This window comes from Halobacillus shinanisalinarum (genome assembly GCF_022919835.1).
Lineage (GTDB): Bacteria > Bacillota > Bacilli > Bacillales > Halobacillaceae > Halobacillus_A > Halobacillus_A shinanisalinarum.
This window is the reverse complement of record NZ_CP095074.1, coordinates 2,268,756-2,295,218: the sequence shown is the minus strand read 5'-3', so window position 1 is coordinate 2,295,218 and position 26,463 is coordinate 2,268,756. Positions and strand designations below refer to the sequence as shown.

Sequence of the window (26,463 nt, the reverse complement as noted above, 5' to 3'; positions counted from 1 at the left end):
GAAAGTTTTGAGGACCGCAAGCCGTATGCCCTTAATACGTGAGGACCGGAAAAACCGAGCAATGAAGAAATTCGCCGTTTATCATTTGGTGACTTTTTGAACAACCTCTATAAAATAAGGACTCAAGTAGAGTCCTTATTTTAAATGACATGGATTCGTCCTTTATTCCCACTAGTCACTTCACCAATAATAGAAGATTGCACACTGTTATTCGTAAGCTCTTGTTGCAATGCATCGGCTTCGGCTTCAGGTACTGAAATGAGCAGTCCGCCTGATGTCACAGCATCACAAAGGATAAGCTGTTCGATTTCACTGATCGTAGTATCGTAGTCAATACTCTCAGCAAGCCAATTATGATTCTTCCGTGTACCGCCAGGAATGATATTTTGTTCAGCCAGCTCTCTTGTCTTGGACAGAACCGGAACATCTTTGCTTGATACGTTTATACCAACCTGACTACCTTTAGCGATCTCAAGCGTATGACCGAGCAGTCCGAAACCGGTAACGTCTGTACATGCGTTAACCGTGTAGTTTTCCATAGTTTCGGCAGCTTTTTTGTTTAATTCAGCCATAACATTCATGACTTCCTCAAGTTCTTTCTTATTGATCAAGTCTTTCTTTATAGCTGTTGTTAGGATGCCCACACCAATCGGCTTGGTCAAAATAAGGCGGTCTCCTGGCTGCGCTCCTACGTTGGCTCGAATTTTTTCCGGGTGAATCGTTCCGGTAACTGACAGGCCAAACTTCGGCTCTTCGTCGTCGATGGAATGTCCTCCGACTAAGACAGCGCCTGACTCACTCACTTTGTCAGATGCACCAGTCAGGATATCAGCTAAAATACTTTTATCTAATGTATTAATAGGAAAGCCAACGATATTCATGACAGTGATCGGCTTGCCGCCCATCGCATAAACATCGCTTAAGGCGTTAGCCGCTCCAATTTGGCCGAACATATAAGGGTCGTCTACGATTGGAGTGAAATAATCCAGGGTTTGGACTAGGGCTGTTTCATCATTTATCTTATAAACACCTGCATCATCGGATGTGTCCAATCCGACAAGTAAATTTGGGTCAGCTACAGACTTTGGTAAGTGACGCAAAACTTGCGTCAGGTCTTCAGGACCAATTTTGCAGCCTCAGCCACCTTTACTAGATAGTGAAGTTAACTTAACGTTTTCATTACTAGACATCATACACTCTCCTTTTCATAAAAGGTTTAAAACAAGAAAAAGTCTTGAGGCAAACGGCCGAATCTAACTCAGGATACTTTCGTAGATCTTGAGGAAGTGATCTGCTTCATAGGAGCTTGAATGGTGATCGGCAATATATTGTTTAGCCTGCTGTCCAATCTTTTGTTTTATCTCGTTATTATTAATGATTTGTTCACCATAATCAAGAAATTCGTTTGGAGTTTTATAAACAAAACCTGTTCTATGATGTGTAACAATGTTTCGATTCCCTGAATTATTTGATACCAAAACAGGTAGACCATACCCCATTGCTTCGATAATAGCGGAAGACTGTCCTTCCGTATGGGATGTGTTTAATACAGCATCAGCAGATTGGTAAATGGCTCCCATACTTGAGTGAGTTACTTGACCCAAGTACTCGATCCAATCATGTTGACGAACAAGCTCTTCTACAGCTTTCCCCTCTTGTTCTTCAATTATTGGTCCAACTAACCAAAGGCGTACAGACGGGAACTTGTCATGCAGTTTGCTCATCATCTCAACAGCCTCAGGAACATTTTTAACTTTCCTGATTCCAGCCGGTAAAACAAACAGGAACGTATTTTCTCCTTTTTCAAGGGGGGATTTTTCTATTGGAAAATCACTGTTCCCTTGTGCAATCGTAAAAATTTTATCTTCAACCTCTGACAATTCGTTAGAGATCACCTCTCTTGCTTTATCATCAAAAACGTGAATGGCTTTAGCCCCTTTTAATGATGCGAAAACATCTTCCCGCTTATGTTCATCAAACAAGTCATGGTTGAGATCAGTACCAGTGATCGTTACCATATACGGATTCGGCATCTTGTCTAATTTTTGGATAAATTTATAAAAATGATAAGCATGAAAGCCATGAACAATATCTGCTTCAGGAAGAGTTGTCCATTCCTTGTCGGTAGTGGAAATAATCTCTGTATCAACAGCTAATTTCTCAAGGCTGTTCGCTATACGCTGGACAGTTACGGTGTTGCCTCGTGGTTGATGAAAATTGGGTGAGGCCAATAAAACTCTCATTTACTACCCATCCTTTAGTTCATTATTATGAGATCAAATTACTGTGTCACTCGTTTTATCTTTCACTTATTCATGAAAAAAGATCGTCCAATTGACGACCTCTTTTTCCAAGGAGTACATTCTAAACTACCCTTTACTTAATATGTATGGCGGGACTGTGTGGGAATCGAACCCACCGGAGACGGCACGCGCCTCCCTCAGGGTTTTGAAGACCCAGGGGAACACCAGTCACCCATCCAACCCCATATAATAGAACAATCACATTATACACAGAATCCATTTTTTAATTCAAGAAAATAAGTTTCAGGTGCAAAATCTATGTTTCGAAGGTAAAGCGATTAACTTGAACCAGTTTTCGTTCCTTATTAAGATAGAGGTAACATGTAACTTAGAGAAACGGGTGACAGATAATGGACGATACGTACTTTACGATTGGCATGGCGGGCCACATTGACCATGGAAAAACGACACTAACAAAAGCATTGAGTAATGTGGATACAGATCGATTGAAGGAAGAGAAAGAAAGAAGTATTTCGATTGAGTTGGGTTATGCCCCCCTACAGATAGCAGCTGGGGTTAACCTTTCGATCGTGGATGTCCCGGGACATGAGCGATTTATTCGCCAAATGATTGCAGGTGTTGCTGGGATTGATCTCGTCGTGCTTGTAATTGCTGCGGATGAAGGTGTTATGCCACAGACGAAAGAGCATTTGGAAATATTGGAGTTTCTTGGGGTTGAGCATTGTATCGTTGCCATTTCAAAAATTGATCGTGTCGATGATGAACTGTTAGAGCTTGTGACGGAAGATATTAAAGAGGGGCTTGCTGGGACCATTTTTCATGAGGCTCCATTCGTTTATGTTGATGGCGTATCAGGCAAGGGAATAGACAACCTGAAGCAGACATTGTTAAGCGAGTTAGAGTCGGTAGAAAGTCGCGATGCTTACGGCTCGTTCCGGTTGCCTGTCGATCAAGTTTTTACTGTCCAAGGACAAGGTACGATCGTCAGGGGGACCATCTATGAAGGGGTCGTTCAAAAGGGGAGTCATTTAAGGTTGCTTCCCAATGACTATAAGGTGAGGGCTCGTCAAATACAAGTCCATCATAAAGACCAAGAGCAGGCACTGGCGGGTCAAAGGACGGCGGTTAACCTCGGTGGGATCGCCAGAGAGGATATAAGCCGTGGCGATGTGCTTGTCGCTTCAGATCACTTCTTAGTAACGGAAAAAATAGATGTTTCACTTAGGTTTGTTGACGAGCTGACAACGCCTGTGAAACAACGGATGCCAGTGAAAATTCATGTGGGAACATCTGAAGTAATGGGGAGAATTGTTTTTTTTGACAGAAATGAAGTGAACAAGACAAGCGAAGAAGTACTGTGTCAAATTCAATTGAATGAAGAAGTTGTTGTTCGGCGTGGTGATCGATTCATTTTAAGGCGCCCAACTCCTATTGAAACCATCGGGGAGGCTGGGTGATTCAGCCTCAAGGGGCTAAATATCGTTTTGGCAAAGAAACAATCGAAATGCTTCACGGTAAGAAAGAAAGTACCCCAGGAGATCTGATTGAGGGTGTATTAAGCAAGCATACACTGCTTGATCTCAAACAACTGATTCAACATACCTCCTTGGATGAGCATGTGGTAAAAGAGGCCATTACTAAAGGAGTAGAGGATAGGTATCTGATCGAGGTTAGTAGGCAAAAATATAGTTTAACGAAAACGTTTAATAAGCTTAAGGATGAAATGACTACACAGCTTGAGGATTATCACCAGACCTTTCCGATGAGATTAGGAATGAGTAAAGCAGAACTTGTTCAGTTGTTTAGTGAAATCTATCAAAAATCGTTTGTCGAATATAGCCTGAATCAGTTCGTTGAGGATGGTGATGTACAAAAAGAAGAGCAGTTCGTTTCCTTAGCAGGCTTTTACCCGGATTTACCTAAACAATGGAAACAAAGGATGCTAGAAGTCATTGCTACTCTTGAAAAGGATGGAGTGTCCGTAAAGAAATGGGAGGAGTATGTAACGGATACACCACTATCGAAAGTGGATGCGAACGAGTTAGCTGTTTACCTTGTACAGACAAAACAAGCCTATCGGTTCATGGAGGATAGACTTATCCATCAATCAGCTGTTGATGGTGCCTTAAAGACACTGAGAGAACAAACTAATGATACGTTTGGTATAAAAGAAGCAAAGGATACTTTAGCTGTATCAAGGAAATATTTAATTCCGTTCTTAGAATTGCTTGATCAATTAAAAATCACTACCCGTATAGAAGATAAACGGAAATGGATAAGCCAGGGGTAGGATTAAAAAGGGGGGGACATGATGAGTTATAAAGTTACGATTGAATTTTGCATGCAGTGAAACTATGCACCAACAGCCGCAAGTTTTGCGGAACAGTTATTCACTCATTTTCGCACTGAAATTACGGCTATGGAACTGATCCCAAGTTCGGGAGGGGCATTTGAAATCAGCGTTAATGGTGAAAAGATTTATTCTAAGCTTGAAACGGGAGAATACCCCGAAGTGAATCAAATGATTGAAATAATGGAGAAACAAGCATGACCGTTAAAAGGTGCCTCATGGAATCAGATTTTGAGGCACCTTTTTTATAGAATTAAGCTTCTCCGTGAATTTAGAGAGAATGATGGAGGCTCGAGGATATGAAACAATATTTACGGCAGCTGCCGCCTGTTCATGAACTACAAAAGCAGGATCGGTTTGAAAGCATCCTAGCTAAATTTGATATCGCTAGAGAGCAGTTAACAAAATTTGTTCAACAAGAGATCAATGAAATAAGGGAACAGATCTTGAATCATAATTTTTCAAAAGAATTCTTTAATGATGGTATGGAGGAAGCCATTTTTCAAGGTGTAGAGGGAAGGATTCAGCAGTGGACACGGGATCGTTTGAGACGTGTCATTAATGCGACGGGTACAGTGTTACATACGAATTTAGGGCGATCACGATTGAGCGAAAAGGCTGTTCAGCATGTGGCAGATGTGGCCCGGAATTATTCAAATCTCGAATATAAAGCAGCTGAAGGCAAACGCGGTTCCCGTCATGATATTATTGAAGACTTGCTCAAAGAGGTAACGGGTGCAGAAGCGGCGATGGTGGTTAATAATAATGCGGCGGCTGTTTTTCTCGTATTAAGTGCATTGGCGAAGAGGCAAGAAGTCATCGTTTCCCGCGGCCAGCTTGTAGAAATTGGCGGGTCGTTTCGTGTGTCATCGATTATGGAAGAGAGTGGTGCTCGTTTGGTAGAAGTAGGAACAACAAATAAAACCCACCTGTTCGACTATGAAAATGCCGTAAGTTGTGAAACCGCCATGATTATGAAAGTTCATACGAGCAATTTTATGACCGTTGGTTTTACAGAATCTGTCGATACGGGAGATCTGGTTAATTTAAAAAACGAACGGGACTTAGTCTTTTATGAGGACTTGGGGAGCGGATCCCTTTATGATTTTAAACAACATGGAATAGGTGATGAGCCCGTTGTGAAGGAAATGGTTGACTCAGGTGTTGATCTAATTTCCTTTAGTGGCGATAAGTTATTAGGTGGGCCCCAGGCTGGTATCATCGCCGGGAACAAGGATCTTATCCAAAAGCTGAAAAAACATCAGTTAGCACGAGTACTAAGGGTCGACAAAATGACGCTAGCCGCACTAGAGCAGACACTAAAATCATACGTGTTAGGCGATGCGCCAACCGAAGAACTCCCGACTCTACGTGATGTTACTCGGACACATGAAGATATTAAGAGACAAGCGGAAACCTTTTCGAATGAACTGCAAGCCAAAACATCCTCCTATCATGTGGACATTGCAGAAAGCACCTCCCAAGTAGGAGGGGGAACGATGCCTAGTGTACATCTTCCTACCTTTGTTGCTGCCGTACAGCACAATCGATATTCTGCCCATGAGCTGGCAGCAAAACTGCGGGCCCATATCCCCGTTATCGTGACACGGATTCAGGATGGACGGGTGTGTGTCGATTTTCGGACCATTGTAAACGAGGAAATGCCGGAGCTCTTGGAAGGATTTTTAGACGTAGGGGTAGAACAATAGGAAAAAGAGTCTAAGTCTTTTATATGAGGAGTATTTCCATACAGTATTTTCCACCTCAGGTCATCCATAATTTGGATGACCTGAGGTGGAATTTTATTCCATTTACTTAATTTTGGAGTGGGTTTTTTCCATGAATAGAAAGACAGTATCTTCTCTTGGTAGCTGGTGGGTTTTGTACCCTTTATAGCCAAGTCCCTCATAAAAAGCTATATTTTTGATGCTCTTGTTTCCTGTAAACAATTCAAAACGTACATGTTCATATCTGCCTTCAATCTCTCGCATCAACTCTTTGCCGATTCCCCTGCCCTGAAAGTCAGGGTCGACCATTAGTTTCCCTATGTGGCAGGTTCCGTTTTCTTTTGAGGCTCTCACTGAACCGACAATTTTGCCATCGAGCACATACTTAAGTATAAAACTGCTTTCAAAGTCTTTTTCTACACCTGATACGGTTTGTTGTAATGGTTGAATGTCGTAGTCATTATATAGTTCAGCTTCACTTCTATAGGCCTGCTTTTGAATGTGCAGGATTTCTGAAGCATCCTCTGGTTTAGCTTCTAAAATTGCCTTCATACTACACGCTCCCTTATCTAACTATGTACTATCCATTATCGCTTATTTAAAGGGCAATGAACAAAAAAGTGCCTGTTCCTTGTTATTTTAAACACACAGGAACAGGCATTATGCAGGTTAACTATAGAGAAGAATTACCCTTTTATCTCTAAAGAATCCAATGTACTTAATGAAGGATATTTCACACGATATTTTCGATTAACTGCGTCGATAATAGTTTGGGTAGACTCAGGGTCAAGGCTGGCTTCCTCACTAATTTCTCCTTGAGGAAGCTTAACTTCAAAATCTATATGATTATGGTTATAACGGATGGTTCCTGAAACGATCATGATGGAAGTCCTCCTATACAAACTGTTGTCTATCAAGTTTATATGTTCCGTTATGAAATAGGCAAGAGTAACAGTCTCCCTTCACGTCATGGGATAGCACTAAAGGTGCTGAGAACATTACTAGAGGTAGGAATGGGCACTCAAAGCGTTTTTAACTAATTGAAAAAATCTCGAGCACCTGATTAGGCCTCGAGATTTCCTTAAATATATATCTAAGCTGCATCAATGTCGCTTTTATTTTCATTTGTTTTTGTTTTCCATCCTAATAAGAAAAGTAAAGCCAACAATCCAAGTATAGCACTCCCAACGATCATGTTCGACTGAATTAAACGAATGAGATTTCCGAGAACAATTCCCACAACACCAAAATCTGCATCTCCAAACGTGGTTCCTTGGAAGCCGAGAGAACCAAGTACAGGCAGTAATAATGCCGGCAGGAAACTAATCATTATCCCATTAGCCATGGAACCGAACACAGCTCCTCGACGACCGCCAGTTGCATTTCCGAAGACCCCTGCTGCTGCCCCTGTGAAGAAGTGCGGCACCAATCCGGGAACAATTACACTTAGACCTAGAAGAGGAAGGAATAGCATACTAACAAGCCCAGCAACAAAGCTGCAAAGGAAGCCAATAATCACGGCATTTCCTGCGAAAGGGAAAATAGCTGGAGCATCTAGTGCGGGTTTTGCATTGGGAACGACTTTATCCGCAATCCCTTTAAATGCCGGTACAATTTCCCCTAGTAGCATACGAACCCCAGCTAGAATGATATACACCCCTGCCGCGAAGGTAAGACCTTGCATAAAGGCGAACACGAGGAAGTTTTGCCCTCCGCTTAACTCTGCTTCAACGAAAGAAGGACCCGCAAATCCAGCAACAATGAAGAATAGGATAACCATCGTTAAAGATACGGATACAGATGTATCGCGCAGGAATCCTAGTGACTTAGGCACTTTAATTTCTTCGGTAGACTTCGAACCTTTTCCTACAGACTTTCCAACACAAGCTGATACAAAATATCCAATGGAGCCGAAATGCCCTACTGCAAAATCATCAGAACCAGTGACCTTACGTGTGAAGGGCTGAAGCATGGCTGGTGAAAGCACCATCAATGCTCCTAATATAATGGAACCTAGAATGATTACAGAAGCTCCGGAAAAACCGCCAGTAGTTAAGATAACGGCAATTAGGCATGCCATAAACATTGTATGATGACCTGTTAAAAAGATATATTTAAAAGGACTAAATCGTGCTAAGATAATATTGACAATCATACCAAACAGCATAATCATTGCTGTCTCTGTCCCAAAGCTTTCTTGAGCTAAGGCAACGATGGCCTCATTGTTTGGAATGACACCTTCTACAGCAAATGCTTCATCAAACATACTGCTGAATTGACCTAAGGATTGAACAAGTACATTGGCACCTGCATTGAGAATGACGAAACCCATCACTGTTTTCAGTGTCCCCGAAACGACATCCCCAGAGTTCTTGCGCTGAACCAGCAGACCGATTAGTGCAAATAGACCAACTAGGATGGCAGGAGTACCCAAGATATCCTTCATGATTAAATCAACCATTTGTAACGCCCCTTTGGTTTCAGATTTGAATTACAAATTGTTCTCTAGTGCCTCGCGGAGCTCGTTCTTATCCATTAAGTTTTTCAGTTTGACCACATTTTTGTTTCCGTCTTCAAGACTTTCCACAATGTCTTCTGAACCTAAGAACAAATCCGCTTGTTCTGTCTTGGCTGTTGTTAGATCTGTATGAGATACTTCGGCATCTTTTCCCATATCTTTTAGAGCGGCCTTTACATTCATCTCAACGATCATACTGCTTCCTAGTCCGTTTCCGCATACAACTAATACTTTTTTCATTTTCAAATTCCTCCTCTTGTTTTTTTACGCTTGAACATATTGATTAATCAACTGGATCACACTATCGCTGTCATGTGCTTCAATTAACTGGTTCACATTTTCCTCGTTCGATAAAACTTCAGTGAGCTGGGCCAGCGCTTTTAGATGAGTCTGGTTATCGATCGCAGCCAGTACAATAATCAACTGTGCCCGATGCTTTTCTTTATTAGAAAAATAGACAGGCTCCCTCAGTCGAAGCAGGCTCATCCCTAAGCGTTCCACCCCTGTGTCAGGACGGGCGTGGGGGATGGCAATTCGTGGAGCGATTACTATATAAGGACCTAACTCCTTCACGTTTTCAATCATTGCATCAACATAATGGGAGTGAATGGAATGCTGGTCAATCAATGGCTGAGCAGCAAAAGTAATCGCTTCCTCCCAACTCGGTACAGAGTCCTTAAATTGGATGGTTTGGTCTGTTAATAATTCATTGAGCATAGCTTTTCGTAACTCCTTTGTTCCGAAAGGTTTATTCTCCAATAACTGGTTTAAAGCTCTCTTAAGTTCATCTTTTTCATGAACAGTTGCATGACGCTCTACGACATCTATTACATGGTCAGTAGAGTTCGTAGGAAGGCCTTTAGAATGGAAAAGCTCATTCATTCTTTGCATGACATGCTCCTTTTCAAGATTTGTTAAAATAGCTGGAACATGTATAACAGGGGTGTTCTTTGGTTTAATAAAATTAGTAGAAAAGATGATATCTGCAGGATAGTCATTGGACTGATATTCCCTCATTGAAAGTGTGGCTGTCACATCTAGCCCTGCAATCAAATTTTCTAATTGTGTTCTAAGCATGTTAGAGGTGCCTATTCCGTTTTCACAGACAATAATGGCTTTGAACTTCGTTTCTACCCTTTTCTTCTCTTTTGTGAGCCAGCCTCCAAAGTGTAAAGTGATATAGGCGATTTCTTCGTCTGGAATTGGTTGACCGACATAGTATTCTAAGTGCATGATGACACGTTTTGTTAAATGATAGATATCCTGATAGTTTTCCTGGATACTGTCTGAGAGCTCATTAGCGATTTGTACGCCATATTTCAGCCGATAATAAGTTGGCTTAATATGCGAGATAAGATTCTCCTCAAGTCCTTTTCTATCGTCAAAAATTACACAAGAATAGGATTGAAAGTCAGAGATCATCCGTTGAACCACCTGTTTCAGCCCTGCTAATTCCTGTCTTGTATATCGACTGAAATCATCGTGCTGCACTTTGGAGCCGAGGAGGTTCATTGCAATAAAGCAAATTTCATCATTCGGAAATGTAACCTTCCATAAATGCTCAAGCTTTTGAGTAATAAGCATGGAAGCTTGATAGGCTTCCGTTTGTTGAAGTACTTCCTTCTCTTCTGAATCCACATGGATGAATCTCTGTAAATGAACCCGTTTTTTTATAATTAATATTTGTAAAGATAATATCTCCACCATTTCATCGGTGAGAGTCAATCCCATTTCTTCTTCTGCTTCATAAAGAAGCCCTTTTACATGATTTCTTTGATCGGTTTGATTTGAAATTTCGTCTGATTCGGGCTGAATCATTCTATGAACTTCATTACGAACGTTCCACCATTCTCTATGAGAGAAGATAGTGGATAGGACGTCAGAAAGCATCTTTCTCTTGGCTTCCTCAGAGCCATTGAGGTGATAGCCCATCCCCTTTTTATAATACAAATGCAAACCTTGCTGCTGAAATTCTTGTTTGATGGCTTGAAGAGCCTTAGCCACCGTACCTCGACTCATACTCGTAATTTCCATGAATCTTTTCATAGAGGCGTCGTGTTCTTCTAACAAAATTTTAGCCTTGATGAGTAATTCACGTTCTTGTTTAGATAATTGGTAATGCCAATCCTCAAAACTTTTCTCATTATCAATCACTATCTTGTATTTAGATCGATCAGGCAAAAAGACTCCTTTTCCATGTTTGTTTTCAATTGGATCGAGTCTTTGTTCTGTCAGCCAACTATTAATTTGATCGAGATCGTAGTAAATGGTTCGTTGAGACACTTTCATTTTTTCTACCAATTCCTTTGTTGATACGGGAGCGGCAGACTGTTGAATGATGGATAATAAGTGTGCACGTCTTTTATCCAAAACCATGGGGATCCCCCTTAATCCATTAATTGCTAATTGTTTAAATTTGCAAAACTATACTGATTACTAGTTGATGATCATCCTATGCTGTTATTATAACGCGTATTTATTAAGGTTGTAAGTGGTTTCATTGTGCATAAATTGTATAACTTAAATTTGCAAGTTTGGACAGTGTTTTTATTTGTTGATGTGATGGGCGATGGAAGTTATAAACGAACTTAGCGTTGTGATGAATCAGAGTAAGGATTTCACATACCCCCAAAAAAAGGAATTCGCTGCATGCTGACAAGTATCAGCTGATGGAGAGACGTACAAGGGATCAGGATCAATTCCAGAAGGATGTAAGATGACAGAACAGCGTTTTCTATTAGGTGTGATTAGTGCCTTCAATGAGCACCGATAAATGAAGTTGTCTTTTTTCCTCGTGCAAATAGTCGTATAATGAAAGAATGGATTAAAGAAAGAAGCGGGTGTCACGATCATGGTTAGCAGAAGAAATTTAAAAACAATGAACCCAGCATCAGGAGCGATAATTATGGCAATTGGGATATTTTTATTTGCCGCGATTGATGCATTTCCTTTTTTGCAGCGGAGGGTGGGAGGGATTCTTGCGGTAGGACTAGCTCTTATCAGCTTGAACATTTACCAAGGGCTGACAAGGCAGTTTTTTGATCGTGATTTTTTGATCCCTTTTTTGAAGAATCCTGTGAACTCTTTCACCATGGGAACATGGATTGCTGGAATGTCTGTCATATGTAATGTCTTAGAAAAATATTATCCGGCAGTAACGTTGATCGTGCAGATCATCGCTGTTGTGAATACAGTTCTTTGGCTGCTTTTCTTAGTAAGTTGTGGGTATAACTTTAGACAGTTACTTGCACGTCCCACGAATCATGCTATTCATGGGGTCGTTTTATTATCAACAGTGGCCACGCAATCGGTGGTGATTATGTGGATTAACTTTTTTCCTTTTTTCCCGAATGTATTGATCAATGTGGTGATCGTGCTTGGATTAACTTTTTACCTTTGTGGGGTGATATTAATCGCCGTTCGTTATGGCAAGGAAGCGGAATGGACGTTGGCTGATCATTGGACGAATACCAATTGTATCATTCATGGCGCGTTATCGATTTCAGGATTGGCTCTTGTCTCAGCTAATGTAGGCAGCTCTCTATTTTTAATGGTCTTTTGGCTAATAGTGTTTGGGTTATTGCTTTCAATTGAAGTGGTGGAAGTAATGCGTGCTGTGAAGCGGGTAAGGCAATTAGGTTGGAAAAAAGGATTATTTACCTACAATATCAGCCAATGGTCGCGGAATTTTACGTTTGGGATGTTTTACGCGTTTTCGATGACGATGCATAGTAATCCTCATTATCAGAATGTGCTATATAACTTCCACGCGGAATTTTTATCGATTTGGGCGTGGGTCGTACTTATTGTTCTTATGGCTGAAATTGTGCTTTGGGTTGACTCAAAGTGGAGTCTTTTCGATGGGAAAATGAGGGAAAAGGCCATATGAGTTTCTCTCCTTGCTAGTCGAATAGTTGTCAGAGGGTTCCCAGGATTGGGAGTCTTTTTTTGTTGGATTAGAATCTGGTCACAATAGAATAATTTGTTCAGTATGCAGCAGACTACTTAATAACCTTTAACGATAAGGGTGAACTTGATTATTTTCTAATATTTTTTCTCTTAGTGGGTGTTCAAAAAGTTGCCACATTAGAAGGTCGACTAAGGTCGCCATGACACGCGAGCAACGTCGAAACTAGCACGTATCATCCAAAAAAGGCAGTAGACAGTAATGTTCATTGTTGGGAGGTTTAATAAATGGCGAAACGTGACCCTAGATTAAATTCATCAGAACTTTCACAACTGTGGATGGGTTACATGCAGGACAGCATGACCATTTGTACGATGAAATACTTTTTACAAATTGTTGAAGACTCTGATATTCGACCGGTGATAAAACAAGCTTTAAAGCTGTCTGAGGCACATATTCCTAAGCTAATCGCTATTTTTCAAGGGATCATCGTCCAGTTCCCCATGGTTTTAATGATCAGGATGTTAATTTAGGGGCACCTCGGTATTTTCAGACCAATTTTTGTTAAACAATGTGAAACAGACGGCACAAATAGGGATGCAAATGTATGCACAAGGCAAGGCGTTATGTGCGCGTAAAGATATCCGTGATTACTTTTCTGAATGTCTGATAGAGTCGGATAAACTTCACGATAAGGCTGTTGATCTATTGGAATCAAAAGGTATATATACCCGGTCACCTTATATTGATACACCTGATCAGGTGTATTACGTAACGAAACAAAATTTTATGTCGGGTTGGATTGGAAAGCAAAGACCTTTGTTATCACTAGAAATTGCCAATCTTTATGCGAATTTACAACGAAATGCACTCGGTGCTAATTATTTAACGGGGTTTAGTCAAGTTGCAAAGTCAAAACAAGTGCAACAATATATGACACGAGGAAAAGAAATAGCTGCAAAACATGTGCAAATCTTTACAACGAAGTTACAAAAGCATCAGTTACCGGCATCAACGGTTTGGGAGGATCCTGTAACTGATTCGACTGTCGCCCCTTTTTCAGACAAGTTGATGTTGTTCCAAGTCACTACAACAAACTCGGTAGGTTTAGCTTATTATGGGACAAGCATATCGACGACTTTTAGGCGTGACCTGGCTGCCATTTACGTTAGGCTTATGGGTGAAATAGGCAAATATATTGAAGACGGGGGTAATTTACTGATTGAAAACGGTTGGATGGAAGAGCCACCGAGGATGATCGATCACGACCAATTAGCAAAAGATGGGAAGATGTAATGAGGACGGGAAGGTTTCTTCGTCTTTAGTAATTTTCTTTCATTATCATGCAGAAAACGTGGGAGGGTGCTTATGAATGGGAAAAAATTCTATTGAGAAACTATTCTGGAGTATCGCTCTGCCCGGGTTTGGCCAGTTGTTAAATGGTAGATATCTTAAAGGTATCCTATTGGTTGCACTTGAATTTTTGATAAATGTTCAAGCTAATTTTAATACAGTGATCATGTTAAGTTTCCGTGGTGACATGGCAGCTGCAATAGAGCAGGTGAACTATGGCTGGATAATGTTCTATCCTTGTTTGTACTTCTTTGCGATGTGGGACGCCTATAAAGATGCTGGAGGAGGGAGAAGCCCCTATTCATTTTTGCCTTTTGTCTTTGCTGCATATTTTGTTACGGTTGGAATTATGTTCTCAAACACAAAGGTACTAGGGGTATTATGGGGGCCGATCTGGTTACCTATACTTTCTGTAATCCCGGGATTAGGAGTTGGGTTCCTTATAAAAATGGTCATAATTAAATGGGGAAATGCTAAGTAATTATTCTTCTATACATAACTCCATACAACTTGAAAAATCCAACCCTCCCAAAAGGAAGGTTGGTTTTGTCATTTATAGGGGACGATCGTCAAATTCATAATGGACAGGTCCGGGTGCAACTGTTGCATTTTCTAATGCAGGTGTGTCAGGTCTTGCAATTCGATAGACAGCTGCTCCTACAATTTCGGTCGTTTCTTTAAGTTTTTCTTTACTAATTTTGTCTAAAGTATCCTGTGGTGAGTGATACCACGGCTCAAGTGGTGCGTGAATAAAGAGGGCTGCAGGAATGCCGCGCTGGAAAAATGGCACGTGGTCACTACGGCCAAGCTGCCCATATTCAACGACTTCAGCGACTCTAGAACCAGCTGCCGCACCGAGATCTGTGACGAGATTCTTTTGTCCGTCCGGAGTGAACATGATCAGGTCCCCTGCATCACGACTTCCGACCATATCCATTTGGAAATGGCCTACCGTACGATCGACTTCATCTTCACTTAAAGTACTGGCGTAGTGATAGGATCCGACAAGCCCTTTTTCCTCAGCTCCAAATGTCATGAAGCGAAGCTCAGTATCGGTAGGAGTCTTAGCCATGATTCTAGCTAGTTCCAATACAGCAGATACTCCTGAAGCATCATCATTCGCTCCTGGCCCTCCAGCCACGGAGTCATGGTGGGCACCGATCATGGCAATTTGGCCATTATCTTTATTTTTATGGGGCTCTTTGGTTGCGATTACGTTATAGGAAGTCTTATCAATCGTTCCGGCATCTTCAACGGAGACAGTCGCAGTGACCTGTTCGTTTTGCAAACGATCTACAAGTTTTAAGCCTGCTTCATGCGTGATGGCAACTGCTGGGATGTCTTGTCCCTCATAAGTATAGCCAAAATGATTCCCTGGTTGTCCTTTACCATTGAACATAATGACACCTACAGCGCCTTTGTCCAGCACGTTCTGAACTTTATCATAGTAGGTGTAGGAACCTCTTTGAATCAAAGCGATCTTCCCTTCGACTTCATTTCCGACCTCTTCAGATGAAGCTAGTCCAACATAAACGAGTGGAGCTTGAACGTTGCTGTTGACAGATCCATTAAACGTATGAACCTCTCCTGAGAAAGCTTGATTATTGACGTCAATAGCAGATGTGCCGCCATCCCATTCCTGGAAAGTGAAAGGCTGTAATTCTGTATCATATCCATAACTCTCAAACTCACCTTTGATATACTGTACGGCATCATATTCTCCTTGGGTTCCCGCTTCTCGTGGGCTTTCAGACAGTAAGGCAATGTTGTTGTACATCCGGTCTGCATTAATTTTCTTGATGACCTTGTTGTCAAAAGCATGATCAGCATTCTCGTTTGGAGCGTGGCTGTTTGCATTTGCTGCTGCAGGTGCAGAGCTTAAAGCTAAACCTGCAGCCAATACAAATGTAAGTATTTTACTGGACATCTTTCATTCCTCCTAAGTATGTTTAGATTTGATAGTGTTATTATTTCATTTTTTCAATATTTGGCAAATATTAGTTTCGTGTAAAATACTGGCTTGACTGAATGGATCTATATACTTATTTCCTATATATGGTTGTTTGGAACTGTAGTTTTTTGTCGGATAGGTGGTGCATCGGGATTGGTTTAGTAAAGTTATAAGTGGAAGGATTAGGGAATTTGCTACTAATGGTTCATTTTAAATAAGTTTAGTCTTAAAGAAGAGACATCCTGTTAAGACTTAAAAAAGGAGGGCCGATTTGAGGCCCTCCTTTTTGGATTGTTCCCGAACGTGAAATAGGGTTCTATTTACAATCGATATACCCAATCACAGCCGCTGATCATGGCTTCATCGTGTGTCACCATAATTGTTGAGATATTTCGCTGCTTTGTTTCGTTTGCGAGTAAATCGACGACGGATTTTCCTCGTTCACGGTCGAGACTTGCCGTCGGTTCATCGGCAAGGATTAGATTGGGTTGGTTCATTAAAGCACGGGCGATAGCGACTCGCTGTTGTTCACCGCCTGATAGCTGCTGGGGATAATGTTTGCTGCGATCGCTTAAACCGAGATGGGCAAGCAATTCTTCCGCTCGCTTCGTGATTTTATTTTTCTGATGGATCAGTTTACCGATCAGCTGCAGTTGCTCTTCTACGGTTAAAAATGGGACTAAGTTTGCTCCTTGAAAAATAAATCCGATTTCCTGAAGCCGTAGATTAGTCTGTTCTTTTTTAGGAAGGCCGTGTATGGTGCGTCCTCCCATTTTTACTTCGCCACTCGTTGGGACAGTTAACGCTCCGATAATCGACAGCAGTGTGCTATTCCCCGATCCTGAAGGTCCAAGAATCGCTCCGAATTCTCCTGGATTCACGTTCATCGAAACCTGATCCAGTACAGTAAGCGTCTCATTGCCCTGTTCATATTTTTTCGTCACTTCATTCAATTCTAAGATGGCTGTCATATTATTTTACACTCCCGATGGCTTCTAATGGATCGACGGAAACGATGCTCCGGAATGATAAGAGAGATCCAATCCACGCCATAATTAGTATTAATCCACTGTTGAACAAAATCATAGTGATCGACAATTCAAATGGTACACCGCTTGGAATAACTAAAGTTAGCCCATAGGTGAGCGCAATACCCGCTGCAACACCGCCGGCTGCCAAAATCGAAATCTGTGCAAAAAGGGCTCCAAGCAGAATACGCATTTTCGTTCCAATTGCCTTAAGCACACCGTACTGGTGGAGCTTTTGCAATGTAATAACATAGAAAAAGGTAGCAAGAACGATGGCTGCGATGATGAATAAGAACGTCACCATCATTGTCAACGACCCTTGTTCGGCTGAATAGCCAGGAACATTGGATAGGATGTCTCCCTTTTGAACCGCGTCAACGGATGAGGAGGGAGCGTCTATTGTGTCCTTTTCCGATAATAATACGGCTTGATACGTGTCAGATATTGATTCCCATGTTTCTAAGCTGGTGAATAGGGCTGGCGTGTGTCCGTAGCTGTACCGTTGCTCGGTAAAACCTTTAACAGTCCATGTTATTTCGTTGTATGTGAACTGGTCTCCAATGTTGAGCCCTTCCTGCTTGAGACTTGGGTCAGCGAGTACTTCGTATGGTTTCAATCCAGATTCATCAGAGGTCTCCGGCATAAATTTACTGGTTTGATCGACGGCGAACAGACTCACATTCAAGGGTTCGTCGTCTTTAATGATCTCGATCAATCTGCATGCCTAGCCGAGAGCCTCCATCTGGAATGGATGTTATATCGCTTTCCGTTAATTGTGAGCGTTCCAGCTGGTGTGTTTCACTAGACTCTACTACATACATTTCAGCTGGCATATTTTTTATGGCGGAGGCGTTATCGACGGCTAATCCGTTTGCTAGTCCTGAGATCGATAGCACGAGACTTGTGATTAGCGTGATAATGCCGGTAATTAGCAGGTACCTGAGTTTCGCATAGCGCATTTCCTTCCATGCTAGAAACATAAAAAATTCACCTTCCCTTTCATGACTTCACCTCTATCATAAAAGCGAAGTATGAACGGAAGATGAACAAGTAATTAAGGAAGCATCACAGTAAATGTGCTCCCTTTATGGAGCTCACTCTCGACAATGATCTCGCCACCGTGCAGTGTGATGATTTTTTTAACAATCGAGAGGCCGAGTCCGCTGCTATCCTTCTCCTGGCTGCGTGATGTGTCAACTTTATAGAAACGGTCGAACACTTTCTCTTGATGTTCGAGGGAAATTCCGTTTCCATTATCCTGAATGGTAAATCTGAGCCCATCCTGATGTTCACGGAGGGTCATGCTGATTTCGCCCCCAGCAGATGTATATTTAATACTGTTCGTCAGAAGATTTTCGAATGCTTGATAGAGCAATTCCTCATTGCCATTATAAGTAACTTCGCTTGCTACCAAATTAATGGCGATGCCTTTCGATTCCCATAACCACCGTGTTTGCTGGAGGAGGTTTTGCAGGATTGGAGCGACGGTAAACGGTTCACTCTTCGTTATATTCTCATCTTTATCAAGGGCAGCGAGCGTCAGCAATTGCCTGCTAAGCTTGGAAAGTCGGATACTCTCTGATTCGATCACTTGTAAATAATTATCTCTTTCCTCAGGTGAAGGAGACGAGGAGCGCAACAATTTCGCGTATCCTTTTATCGACGAAAGCGGGGTTCGTATCTCGTGGGAAACGTTGGAGACGAACTCTTGACGCATATTTTCGACCTGTTCAAGCTGGCGGCTCATCGATGTAAACGACCTTGCCAGTATTCCAATCTCATCCTTGCGATTTTGTTTAAGCTCAATCGAATATTCTCCGCCGGCAATCTTCTCCGTAGCACCAGTCAAGTCTTTAATTGGTTTTACAATATAACGCGTACTAAATAACACAAGCACCATGCTCAACAAAATCGTAAAGACAAGCAAGACCGCCAGTAAAATGTGAATTTCATTAAATTGCTGCTCAATATTCGGTCTCATAAATAAGGCATGTTTCTCACCATTGATCTCGACAGGCACTCCAATACTATTTGTTAATTCGTTTGAAAAAAAGCCGGTAACAAAGGTTTGGCCGGGATAATTCGCCATCCCATGATACGTGGTTCCGCCGAGAACTTTTTCTATGGCTTTAGAAGAGAGGGTTTGGTCACGAAAAGGAGCACCATAAAAGGTGCCGTTTCCCTCACTATCTGTCACATAAAATTGATAACTTAGCTCGGCTGTTTGCTCGAAAAAAGTATCGGCATCTAAAGAAGTATCGTTATAGAGCTGCACGATACCTTTGGCGATTTCGGTGTTTTTGGCATCGTTGGCAGGTTTTAGGATTTGCTGATAGTAAATGTTTGCTCAAATAAACGCGATCATGCTGCTAATCAGCATGATCAATAAAGTAACAACGACAATTCGCAAGTACAATGTGCGCATTTAGGAATCTTCCAACCTGTAGCCAATTCCGCGCACCGTTTTTATGGCAAAATCATCAGAGGTTTTGAACCGCTCACGTAGCCGTTTGATATGTACATCAACAGTACGATCATCTCCTGTAAATTCCAGACCCCATATTTTTTCTATTAACTGTTCTCTTGAAAAAGTACGGTTTGGAAAACTGGCGAGCTGATAAAGCAATTCAAACTCTTTTAAGGGGAGGATTGTTATGTTCGAACCGTTCTTCACCTCATACGAGCGCTTGTTAATCTTTGTCTCATTTAGCTGAATGACTTGTGAATTAACACGATCAAATCTTCTAAGAATGGCTTGCACACGAAACAGCAGCTCGTCCTCTTCAAAAGGCTTAATCATATAATCATCCGTCCCGGCCTTGTTGCCTTTTGCCTTATCAACGAGGCTGTCTTTCGCTGTTAAAATAATAATTGGAATATCGTACTCTTCCCGTATTTCTTTGGATAACTGAAAACCGTCTTTATTCGGCATCATCAAATCAACGATCGCCAAATCAACGGGGTGTTTTTCCAATGTGGTGGAAGCAGTTGATCCATCTGGTGTTTCGATGACAACGTACCCGTTTTGCTCTAAGTGAACACGTACGAGCTTACGCAGGTGTGCATCATCGTCAACGACTAAAATAGTTATCATGTCAATACCTCTTTTATCTAATAGGGTCTATTTATTCGATTATATCAAAGACCACTGTCATAAACATTGTTTCGTTACTGTCACATGAATGTTTTTTTAATGCAGAATAAGGCTTTTTCAATGTTTAATATGTGGGGATTTTGGTCGATATAAAAAGCAGCCATAGAAAAATTGAATGTATGGGGGATTGTCCATGTTCCAACTTTTTGCTACTAAAACAAAGGCAAAGCAGCCATCGTTTACATTTGATGAAGGGTTTAAAGGTGTGATTCAAATTGAGAGAGGATCCGATCTTGAGAAACAGTTGAAAATGATCAATTTAACGAATGATGACCTGAGTGTGCTTAAGTCGTTACAGCCGTTCGTTTCGGAAAACATTGAACAGATAGTCAGTCAGTTCTATAAAAACCTTGAGCATCAGGAATCATTGATGAATATAATCAAAGACAATAGTTCAGTTGATCGTCTTAAGAAAACGCTGAACGTACATATTCAAGAAATGTTTAATGGAGTCATTGATGCTCATTTTGTGGAAAAGAGAAAGCGAATTGCTGCGGTCCATGTTCATATTGGCCTAAAGCCGAAATGGTACATGTGTGCATTTCAGGATCTCTTGCATTCCTTGATGGGGATATTTGATAAGGAGGGACTTGATCAAGAGCAATATAGTAAATCCGTTCGTGCGACGACGAAGATACTAAATCTTGAACAGCAAATTGTGCTGGAATTATTTGAGCATGAAAATTTGCGTTTGAGAGAGCTTGAGGCTGAAAATAAAGTTCAAGCCTATCGCAGGATTGAACAAATGTCTGAGGAGTTGGCAGCCATATCCCAGCAGGCAAGTGCTTCTACGGAACAATTAACTGGCCAATCTGAGAAAATACTCGGTGACTCTCGAAAAGGGACGGAGGTTGCCCAAAATGTCGAGCATCAATCTTCGGAAGGAAAGAAACAGCTCGAATTACAGCATCAACAAATGAATCGTATTAAAGAGAGCATTAAACAAATTTCGACCGAAATGGAAACATTAAAAGGGGTGGCTGAACAAATCAGCAAAATTGTTACCATTGTTTCCTCCATTGCTGAGCAAACGAACCTGCTTTCCCTTAATGCATCAATTGAAGCGGCTCGTGCAGGTGAACATGGAGCCGGGTTCACGGTTGTTGCCAATGAAGTTCGCAAATTGTCTGAGCAAACAAAGACATCTGTGTCCGAAGTGTCTGCACTCATTCAATCGACCAATGGCCAGATCCATAATGTCTCTCACAATGTGCTTGATATCGATCAATTGATTACCGAGGGAACAGACAATATGGATCAAATCAATCACTTTTTTACAGAGATCGTAGGGGCGATGGTACAAAATAAGCAATACAATTCGGGGATTGAGCAAGAGCTCGAAGGTTTTTCCCAAGTGATCCAGGAAATTAATGATGCGGTTTCACAAGTGGCTGCTTCTTCACAACAATTAACAGAGCTCACAGAATAGTCTTTCAAAAAAGTGGTCCACACAAGGTCACTTTTTTGTTCTTGAATCATCGACCATATGAACATAGAAATGCATCTTTTGTCCCATATCGCCTTCATAAATAACAGAATATTCGTTCAATTATACCGCAACAATATAATGATTTACATTTTTTTCACTTTATATTATTTCCCGGTTTACAAAGTAGTGGTACGTTAGTAGTTGTAAGATAAGACTACTGGGAGGGAAGAAATGATGAAAAAAGGTGCACTGAAAAAAGTACTATCGGTGGCTGTATTATCATCGATGATCTTTGGGACAACGACGGGGATGGCGACTCAAACTGTTAAAGCTGAGGAAGAAAAGAAACCTGAAATTAAGAACATCATTTTTCTAATTGGGGATGGAATGGGGCCTGCTTACACAACAGCGTATCGTTACATGAAGGACGATCCTAGTACGATGAAAATGGAGGATACAGCCTTTGACCCGCATTTAGTCGGTATGCAATCTACATATTCGGCTGATCCTTATCATGATGGTGGTCCTGATGATGAAAAGGAAAATATACCTGACTCTGCCGCTACGGCCACTGCTATGTCGTCTGGGGTAAAGACATATAACGGAGCGATTGCTGTCGATTTACAGCAAGAGGATACACAGACGGTTCTTGAAGCTGCGAAGAAAAAAGGGAAAGCAACTGGACTTGTTTCCACTTCTCAAATTACCCATGCGACGCCAGCCGCTTTTGGATCACATGAAAACTCTCGGCAGAGCTATGATAAGATTGCCGATGACTTTTATGATGATTTAATAAGTGGCGAACATAAAGTGGATGTGTTGCTTGGCGGTGGAACAGATTATTTTGTTCGTGATGATCGGAATCTTACTGAAGAATTTCAAGAAGATGGCTATAATTATGTAACATCTACTGAGGGGTTAATGAATAACGATAGTGAAGAGCTTCTAGGGTTATTTGCACCTGTAGGTCTGGATAAGGCGATTGACCGCCCTGAAAAACAGCCTTCTTTGGAACAAATGACATCGGAAGCTTTAGATACGTTGAATCAAGATAAAGATGGGTTTTTCCTAATGGTTGAAGGAAGTCAAATTGACTGGGCAGGCCATGATAATGATGTTGTGTCAGCGATGAGTGAGATGGAGGATTTTGAAAAAGCCTACATGGAGGCAATTGAGTTTGCTAAAAAGGACGAGCATACCCTTGTCGTTGCTACAGCTGACCACTCTACTGGCGGCCTTTCCATTGGGGAGGGTGGCCCATACAAATGGAATACTGATGTCATCAAGGCGGCACAGCACACTCCGGATTATATGGCTGCACAAATTGTAGAAGAAGGTGCAGAGGTTGAAGCGATTTTAAATGAAAATATTGATTTCGAATTAAAACAGGAGGAGATTCAATCTGTAAATAAGGCGATGGAAACAGCATCAGAAGAAGATCGCTTGCTTGAAGTGGATAATGCAATCGAGAGCATTTTCAACGAACGGTCGGGGACAGGCTGGACGACAGGCGGACATACGGGGGTAGACGTACCTGTCTATGCGTATGGACCTGGATCAGACATGTTTGCCGGACATATTGATAATACGGAGCAAGCTGAAAACATTTTTAAAATTCTAGGGGCTTCCTCTTCCAATGACGAAGGTGGAGAATTAGCTGATACGGCGACAAACTATCCAACTGGAATTCTGATAGGTGCATTGCTTCTTGGGGCAGGCGGCATCATTCTTTTCCGAAGAAGGTCAGTGCACTAATTTTTACAAAAAGGTGATCTTATGATGAAAAAGATCGGGATTGTAATTAGCATTCTTGGACTCTGGTTGGTGGTTGCGAATGGGTATGGATGGTGGAAGCAGAAGACGGTTGTAACCCATGATACATCGCTTGCCCAATCCGTTGATGAGGAATGGGATCAAACAGCTGAACAACAAACATTGAAAGTGAAGGATGTTAAAGCTAGTCAGCCGAAGTCTGAGAATAAATATGGCAAAGGGGAGGAAGTTGGTGAGTTTATCATTCCTAAGCTTGGGACGGTGTATCCGGTGTATTGGGGCACCAATAAGGCTGCTTTGCAAAAAGGAGTTGGGATGTACGACACTGTTTTTACCAGTGTCCCCTCGGCAAAGCGGCATACGGCACTTGCCGGCCACCGGGATACGACCTTTCGCAACTTGGACCAATTAACTGCAGGCGACCGTTTATATGTAAAGGTGGATGAGGTGAAGTATGAGTACCAGGTCAGAGAAACGTGGGTGACGGGGCAGAAGATCGATCCGTTATTGTTGAAAAAGAAAATCCTACGCTCACGCTGACTACTTGTTATCCGTTTGATTACATTGGGTCAGCTCCTGATCGCTATATTGTCCAAGCAGAATTAATTGGAGAAGAACCAGTTAATGGAAGTTGAGGACAAAACCAGCCGACCTTGTTTAATGAGTGCGGCTGGTTTTATTTGTCGCTTTGATTATGTTCGAAGGGAATTTGTCCTCATGAATGATGGTGTGGTGCCGGTTTATTCTACCAAAATTGCAAGAGATTTTGCCCTCAGGTTCCTAAAAATCTAGTTCCAGATACTAGAAAATGAAACCAGTTCTCCTGCCAACTCGTATATAATGAAACGAGGCTGGGGGAGGAATGGGTGTGTGTAGTAAATCAGTGTTATTTGTTAGTGACTGTAACGTTAAAATAAGAAATCAGCAAATATAAAAGAGCATCTCTTTCCATGTACTTGAAGGCAAGATCACCGCTTTGGTTGGTCATAACGGGGCGGGCAAATCAACCTTAATCAAGTCGATTATCGGATTTCAGGAAAAAACAACTGGCACAATATCGATTAATGAAATCGATCAAGATGAAAGGTTTTTCGAGTACAAGCAGCATTTCAGCTATATTCCTGAAGAACCACTATTATTAAGTGAGCTAACCGTATACCAGCATTTTCAACTCTATCAAAAAAGCTACCACATCCCTGAGGAGACTTTCTTAAAGAGAGTGAGGGAATATACGGAAGCTTTTGAGCTGTCGGGTAAGCTGGATGAATACCCGGAGTCGTTATCAAAAGGGATGCGGCAGAAGGCGCAAACAATTTGTGCGCTTTTACCTGATGTGCCGCTGCTTCTTATCGATGAACCGTTTATGGGACTCGATGTGTACGCGGGGGCCTACCTAGAGAAGGTTTTATTAGAACGTAGAGAAGATGGAGTAAGCATTCTTTTGACAACACACCAGCTTGAAAAGGTTCGCGAGCTCGCAAATGATTTTGTAATGCTCAAGGATGGGGCAGTTTCCTCATCAGGTGTTGTTGATGACTTTCATGAACTCGATCGGAGACAATCGTAATGAATTCTTCCTCATGGGCTGTGTACAGATGGGTACGCGGGAACGATCAAGGAAGAAGCGGAATCTCTATAAGCAGGCGCTTATCTTGAATTTTGATTGGACTATTGTCTTCTATTTGGCGGTCTACGTTGTCATTATGTTGTTCATTATATATGAATGGCTGCAAGATTTTCTACCGTTAATTGAAACATGGCAAGTGACGATTGCTGACTGGTTGTGGGTACTCCCCATTATTTTGTTGCTTCGAGCATGTGGCCAGTCATTTTTCCATCCAGGGTTATCGTTTACCTCCTCTGAATTGAAAATTAGTATGCTGCCCCATTCTAGGAAACGGATATTGTGGTACGTAGTTGCAGAGCGAGTGTTGGTTCATACATGTATTGCATTTGTGTCAGCCACTTTAATTGGAATAGTGACACCATTTTCACTGTTCTTTTCACTAAATGTTGCCTTCATTTACAGCTTGTTTTTCCTGCTGACGGTGATCATTCATTGGAAAATGTATTCCTTGCCTCGCTGGAGAAAACTTCTCATTATTTTCTTTATTGCTGCTTTCTCCTCCGGGACTCGGTATGGTTTCCTGATCTTTCAGGAAGGGTTGCCTGAGTGGGCCATAGGTATTTGTCTTTTCCTCATTCTTGCGGGAATGAACGTGTACTTGATCCCAAAAGTGTTACAGCAGGTGAACTGGGGAAAGGTTGTTGCTACCAATGATGCTAAGGTGTGGAATATCAAGTTAATCAGTCAGATTACGAAAATAAATATTAAACCACCTAAGCGATATGGTATTCTACAAACCTACCTAAGAAGCCGCAGGGCTCAACAGCGTTTTACTAATATCCATTCCCTTTATCATAGACTTTGGAGAAACCATCTGCAAGCACAGTTCAACTATGTGGGGATTACGGTTCTATCTTGTGTTGTTGTTCTGGGTGTTTTACCGGGGCAAGTAGAGTGGATACTCATTATCACGGCTCCAATCGCTCTCTTTATTTATATAGAGGTATCTTTAAGCCTGTTTGAGGATCAATTTCGGCAGCAACCGATTCTTAGTGTTCTTCCTATTGAGGAAAAAGGCTGGCAATCCACATATTATAAATGGGCTTTGGCAGGAATTAGTCCGCTTTTTTTGACGTTTGTCTTTACTGTATGGGCAATTGATGGCATGGGGATAGGTTTACTGATTCAGATCATCGGATTCGTTTACTTGGCCGTTTATGAGCTCCATCGGCAAATTTTTGAACGAATGCACCAAATTCAGCGTAGAAATGTATCGAAAAATGAATTTCTTCAAATAATTAGCTACCTATTGCTTGGCCTTGGGCTATTTTTCCCTCCAACCATGATAGCGATAATACTGATCCCATGGATAGAAAAATATACAAAGCAAAAGCTTCTGACTCAGCGGACTTCTTCATGAGAAGAGAACTGAACAGAAGCTT

The 26,463-nt window shown here is 41.6% G+C and carries 24 protein-coding genes, 1 tRNA gene and 2 pseudogenes; 13 read left to right on the top strand and 14 right to left on the bottom strand.

The window, feature by feature from the left end:
* Window positions 1-140: 140 nt before the first annotated feature.
* The 3 genes from selD to MUO14_RS11240 all read right to left on the bottom strand — a co-directional run bounded on the left by selD (window position 141) and on the right by MUO14_RS11240 (window position 2,487).
* Window positions 141-1,190 carry a selenide, water dikinase SelD gene (gene selD, locus MUO14_RS11250; RefSeq protein ID WP_244755298.1) on the bottom strand — a complete coding sequence of 350 codons (1,050 nt, stop codon included), beginning with the start codon at window positions 1,188-1,190 and terminating at the stop codon, window positions 141-143.
* A 63-nt stretch (window positions 1,191-1,253) separates the two neighbouring features.
* Window positions 1,254-2,243: a glycosyltransferase gene (locus MUO14_RS11245; RefSeq protein ID WP_244755297.1), complete on the bottom strand. Its 990-nt coding sequence runs from the start codon at window positions 2,241-2,243 to the stop codon at window positions 1,254-1,256.
* A gap of 147 nt (window positions 2,244-2,390) precedes the next feature.
* Window positions 2,391-2,487, bottom strand: a tRNA-Sec gene (locus MUO14_RS11240).
* Between the two features lie 166 nt (window positions 2,488-2,653).
* Here MUO14_RS11240 and selB point away from each other — a divergent pair.
* The 4 genes and pseudogenes from selB (at window position 2,654) to selA (ending at window position 6,323) form a co-directional block, all read left to right on the top strand.
* A complete protein-coding gene (selB, locus tag MUO14_RS24590) occupies window positions 2,654-3,721 on the top strand; it encodes a selenocysteine-specific translation elongation factor (protein ID WP_318036033.1) in 1,068 nt (355 codons plus the stop codon).
* Window positions 3,718-4,554 carry a SelB domain-containing protein gene (locus tag MUO14_RS24585; RefSeq protein WP_318036032.1) on the top strand — a complete coding sequence of 279 codons (837 nt, stop codon included), beginning with the start codon at window positions 3,718-3,720 and terminating at the stop codon, window positions 4,552-4,554. The genes selB and MUO14_RS24585 overlap by 4 nt, the downstream gene beginning before the upstream one ends.
* Before the next feature lie 72 nt (window positions 4,555-4,626).
* Window positions 4,627-4,815 (top strand): annotated as a pseudogene (locus MUO14_RS24760) (Rdx family protein); the annotation flags it as partial.
* 98 nt (window positions 4,816-4,913) lie between these two features.
* On the top strand, window positions 4,914-6,323 hold the full coding sequence (gene selA / locus MUO14_RS11230; RefSeq protein WP_244755296.1) for an L-seryl-tRNA(Sec) selenium transferase: 1,410 nt from the start codon (window positions 4,914-4,916) through the stop codon (window positions 6,321-6,323).
* A 102-nt stretch (window positions 6,324-6,425) separates the two neighbouring features.
* On the opposite strand, the gene MUO14_RS11225 is transcribed toward selA, so the two are convergent.
* The 5 genes from MUO14_RS11225 to MUO14_RS11205 all read right to left on the bottom strand — a co-directional run bounded on the left by MUO14_RS11225 (window position 6,426) and on the right by MUO14_RS11205 (window position 11,235).
* Window positions 6,426-6,893: a GNAT family N-acetyltransferase gene (locus MUO14_RS11225; protein WP_244755295.1), complete on the bottom strand. Its 468-nt coding sequence runs from the start codon at window positions 6,891-6,893 to the stop codon at window positions 6,426-6,428.
* A gap of 134 nt (window positions 6,894-7,027) precedes the next feature.
* Window positions 7,028-7,222 (bottom strand): hypothetical protein, encoded by a 195-nt coding sequence (locus MUO14_RS11220; RefSeq protein ID WP_244755294.1) that lies wholly within the window; start codon window positions 7,220-7,222, stop codon window positions 7,028-7,030.
* Between the two features lie 212 nt (window positions 7,223-7,434).
* Window positions 7,435-8,802 (bottom strand): PTS ascorbate transporter subunit IIC, encoded by a 1,368-nt coding sequence (locus MUO14_RS11215; RefSeq protein ID WP_244755293.1) that lies wholly within the window; start codon window positions 8,800-8,802, stop codon window positions 7,435-7,437.
* 30 nt (window positions 8,803-8,832) lie between these two features.
* Window positions 8,833-9,099, bottom strand: coding sequence for a PTS sugar transporter subunit IIB (locus MUO14_RS11210; protein ID WP_244755292.1), 267 nt, complete (start codon window positions 9,097-9,099; stop codon window positions 8,833-8,835).
* 24 nt (window positions 9,100-9,123) lie between these two features.
* A complete protein-coding gene (locus MUO14_RS11205) occupies window positions 9,124-11,235 on the bottom strand; it encodes a BglG family transcription antiterminator (RefSeq protein WP_244755291.1) in 2,112 nt (703 codons plus the stop codon).
* Window positions 11,236-11,764: 529 nt separating this feature from the next.
* Between MUO14_RS11205 and MUO14_RS11200 the strand changes: the two genes are divergently transcribed.
* The 4 genes from MUO14_RS11200 to MUO14_RS11185 all read left to right on the top strand — a co-directional run bounded on the left by MUO14_RS11200 (window position 11,765) and on the right by MUO14_RS11185 (window position 14,600).
* Window positions 11,765-12,748 carry a TDT family transporter gene (locus MUO14_RS11200; RefSeq protein WP_244755290.1) on the top strand — a complete coding sequence of 328 codons (984 nt, stop codon included), beginning with the start codon at window positions 11,765-11,767 and terminating at the stop codon, window positions 12,746-12,748.
* A gap of 305 nt (window positions 12,749-13,053) precedes the next feature.
* Window positions 13,054-13,299, top strand: a complete 246-nt coding sequence (locus tag MUO14_RS24310; RefSeq protein ID WP_255822193.1) for a DUF3231 family protein — start codon at window positions 13,054-13,056, stop codon at window positions 13,297-13,299.
* A gap of 64 nt (window positions 13,300-13,363) precedes the next feature.
* Window positions 13,364-14,062, top strand: a complete 699-nt coding sequence (locus MUO14_RS24305) for a DUF3231 family protein (protein WP_255822202.1) — start codon at window positions 13,364-13,366, stop codon at window positions 14,060-14,062.
* Window positions 14,063-14,138: 76 nt separating this feature from the next.
* Complete coding sequence (locus MUO14_RS11185; protein ID WP_244755289.1) at window positions 14,139-14,600, top strand: hypothetical protein; 462 nt, start codon at window positions 14,139-14,141, stop codon at window positions 14,598-14,600.
* A gap of 72 nt (window positions 14,601-14,672) precedes the next feature.
* Here the strand turns inward: MUO14_RS11185 and MUO14_RS11180 are convergent, their stop codons facing one another.
* The 6 genes from MUO14_RS11180 to MUO14_RS11155 all read right to left on the bottom strand — a co-directional run bounded on the left by MUO14_RS11180 (window position 14,673) and on the right by MUO14_RS11155 (window position 20,192).
* Window positions 14,673-16,046: a M28 family peptidase gene (locus MUO14_RS11180; RefSeq protein WP_244755288.1), complete on the bottom strand. Its 1,374-nt coding sequence runs from the start codon at window positions 16,044-16,046 to the stop codon at window positions 14,673-14,675.
* A 344-nt stretch (window positions 16,047-16,390) separates the two neighbouring features.
* Window positions 16,391-17,041, bottom strand: a complete 651-nt coding sequence (locus tag MUO14_RS11175; protein WP_244755287.1) for an ABC transporter ATP-binding protein — start codon at window positions 17,039-17,041, stop codon at window positions 16,391-16,393.
* Window position 17,042: 1 nt separating this feature from the next.
* Window positions 17,043-17,813 carry an ABC transporter permease gene (locus MUO14_RS11170; RefSeq protein WP_244755286.1) on the bottom strand — a complete coding sequence of 257 codons (771 nt, stop codon included), beginning with the start codon at window positions 17,811-17,813 and terminating at the stop codon, window positions 17,043-17,045.
* Window positions 17,797-18,078, bottom strand: a complete 282-nt coding sequence (locus MUO14_RS11165; RefSeq protein ID WP_244755285.1) for a hypothetical protein — start codon at window positions 18,076-18,078, stop codon at window positions 17,797-17,799. Before MUO14_RS11165 ends, MUO14_RS11170 begins: the two co-directional genes overlap by 17 nt.
* 74 nt (window positions 18,079-18,152) lie before the next feature.
* Window positions 18,153-19,373, bottom strand: coding sequence for a sensor histidine kinase (locus tag MUO14_RS11160; RefSeq protein WP_244755284.1), 1,221 nt, complete (start codon window positions 19,371-19,373; stop codon window positions 18,153-18,155).
* A 150-nt stretch (window positions 19,374-19,523) separates the two neighbouring features.
* Entirely contained in the window at window positions 19,524-20,192 is a 669-nt protein-coding gene (locus MUO14_RS11155) for a response regulator transcription factor (RefSeq protein WP_244755283.1), read from the bottom strand.
* A gap of 193 nt (window positions 20,193-20,385) precedes the next feature.
* Here MUO14_RS11155 and MUO14_RS11150 point away from each other — a divergent pair, with 193 nt between their 5' ends.
* The 5 genes and pseudogenes from MUO14_RS11150 to MUO14_RS11130 all read left to right on the top strand — a co-directional run bounded on the left by MUO14_RS11150 (window position 20,386) and on the right by MUO14_RS11130 (window position 26,441).
* Window positions 20,386-21,681 carry a globin-coupled sensor protein gene (locus tag MUO14_RS11150; protein ID WP_244755282.1) on the top strand — a complete coding sequence of 432 codons (1,296 nt, stop codon included), beginning with the start codon at window positions 20,386-20,388 and terminating at the stop codon, window positions 21,679-21,681.
* Window positions 21,682-21,912: 231 nt separating this feature from the next.
* The gene (locus MUO14_RS11145; protein ID WP_396265822.1) at window positions 21,913-23,436 is read left to right on the top strand and encodes an alkaline phosphatase; all 1,524 of its coding nucleotides are present in this window, start codon (window positions 21,913-21,915) and stop codon (window positions 23,434-23,436) included.
* Between the two features lie 21 nt (window positions 23,437-23,457).
* Window positions 23,458-24,089, top strand: a pseudogene (locus MUO14_RS11140) (class D sortase).
* Window positions 24,090-24,394: 305 nt separating this feature from the next.
* Window positions 24,395-25,021: an ABC transporter ATP-binding protein gene (locus MUO14_RS11135; RefSeq protein ID WP_255822201.1), complete on the top strand. Its 627-nt coding sequence runs from the start codon at window positions 24,395-24,397 to the stop codon at window positions 25,019-25,021.
* A complete protein-coding gene (locus MUO14_RS11130; protein ID WP_244755279.1) occupies window positions 24,987-26,441 on the top strand; it encodes a hypothetical protein in 1,455 nt (484 codons plus the stop codon). The genes MUO14_RS11135 and MUO14_RS11130 overlap by 35 nt, the downstream gene beginning before the upstream one ends.
* Window positions 26,442-26,463: the final 22 nt, after the last annotated feature.

Excerpts from the sequence above, each read along its gene's own strand:
- MUO14_RS11180 (WP_244755288.1), bottom strand. The coding sequence starts at position 16,046 with ATGTCCAGTAAAATACTTACATTTGTATTGGCTGCAGGTTTAGCTTTA.
- MUO14_RS11210 (WP_244755292.1), bottom strand. The coding sequence starts at position 9,099 with ATGAAAAAAGTATTAGTTGTATGCGGAAACGGACTAGGAAGCAGTATG.
- selB (WP_318036033.1), top strand. The coding sequence starts at position 2,654 with ATGGACGATACGTACTTTACGATTGGCATGGCGGGCCACATTGACCAT.
- MUO14_RS11205 (WP_244755291.1), bottom strand. The coding sequence starts at position 11,235 with ATGGTTTTGGATAAAAGACGTGCACACTTATTATCCATCATTCAACAG.
- MUO14_RS11155 (WP_244755283.1), bottom strand. The coding sequence starts at position 20,192 with ATGATAACTATTTTAGTCGTTGACGATGATGCACACCTGCGTAAGCTC.
- MUO14_RS11165 (WP_244755285.1), bottom strand. The coding sequence starts at position 18,078 with ATGTTTCTAGCATGGAAGGAAATGCGCTATGCGAAACTCAGGTACCTG.
- MUO14_RS11130 (WP_244755279.1), top strand. The coding sequence starts at position 24,987 with ATGACTTTCATGAACTCGATCGGAGACAATCGTAATGAATTCTTCCTC.
- MUO14_RS11245 (WP_244755297.1), bottom strand. The coding sequence starts at position 2,243 with ATGAGAGTTTTATTGGCCTCACCCAATTTTCATCAACCACGAGGCAAC.
- MUO14_RS11185 (WP_244755289.1), top strand. The coding sequence starts at position 14,139 with ATGGGAAAAAATTCTATTGAGAAACTATTCTGGAGTATCGCTCTGCCC.
- MUO14_RS11145 (WP_396265822.1), top strand. The coding sequence starts at position 21,913 with ATGATGAAAAAAGGTGCACTGAAAAAAGTACTATCGGTGGCTGTATTA.
- MUO14_RS11220 (WP_244755294.1), bottom strand. The coding sequence starts at position 7,222 with ATGATCGTTTCAGGAACCATCCGTTATAACCATAATCATATAGATTTT.
- MUO14_RS11150 (WP_244755282.1), top strand. The coding sequence starts at position 20,386 with ATGTTCCAACTTTTTGCTACTAAAACAAAGGCAAAGCAGCCATCGTTT.
- MUO14_RS24305 (WP_255822202.1), top strand. The coding sequence starts at position 13,364 with ATGCAAATGTATGCACAAGGCAAGGCGTTATGTGCGCGTAAAGATATC.
- MUO14_RS11225 (WP_244755295.1), bottom strand. The coding sequence starts at position 6,893 with ATGAAGGCAATTTTAGAAGCTAAACCAGAGGATGCTTCAGAAATCCTG.
- MUO14_RS11175 (WP_244755287.1), bottom strand. The coding sequence starts at position 17,041 with ATGACAGCCATCTTAGAATTGAATGAAGTGACGAAAAAATATGAACAG.
- selA (WP_244755296.1), top strand. The coding sequence starts at position 4,914 with ATGAAACAATATTTACGGCAGCTGCCGCCTGTTCATGAACTACAAAAG.
- MUO14_RS11215 (WP_244755293.1), bottom strand. The coding sequence starts at position 8,802 with ATGGTTGATTTAATCATGAAGGATATCTTGGGTACTCCTGCCATCCTA.
- MUO14_RS11200 (WP_244755290.1), top strand. The coding sequence starts at position 11,765 with ATGGCAATTGGGATATTTTTATTTGCCGCGATTGATGCATTTCCTTTT.
- MUO14_RS24310 (WP_255822193.1), top strand. The coding sequence starts at position 13,054 with ATGGCGAAACGTGACCCTAGATTAAATTCATCAGAACTTTCACAACTG.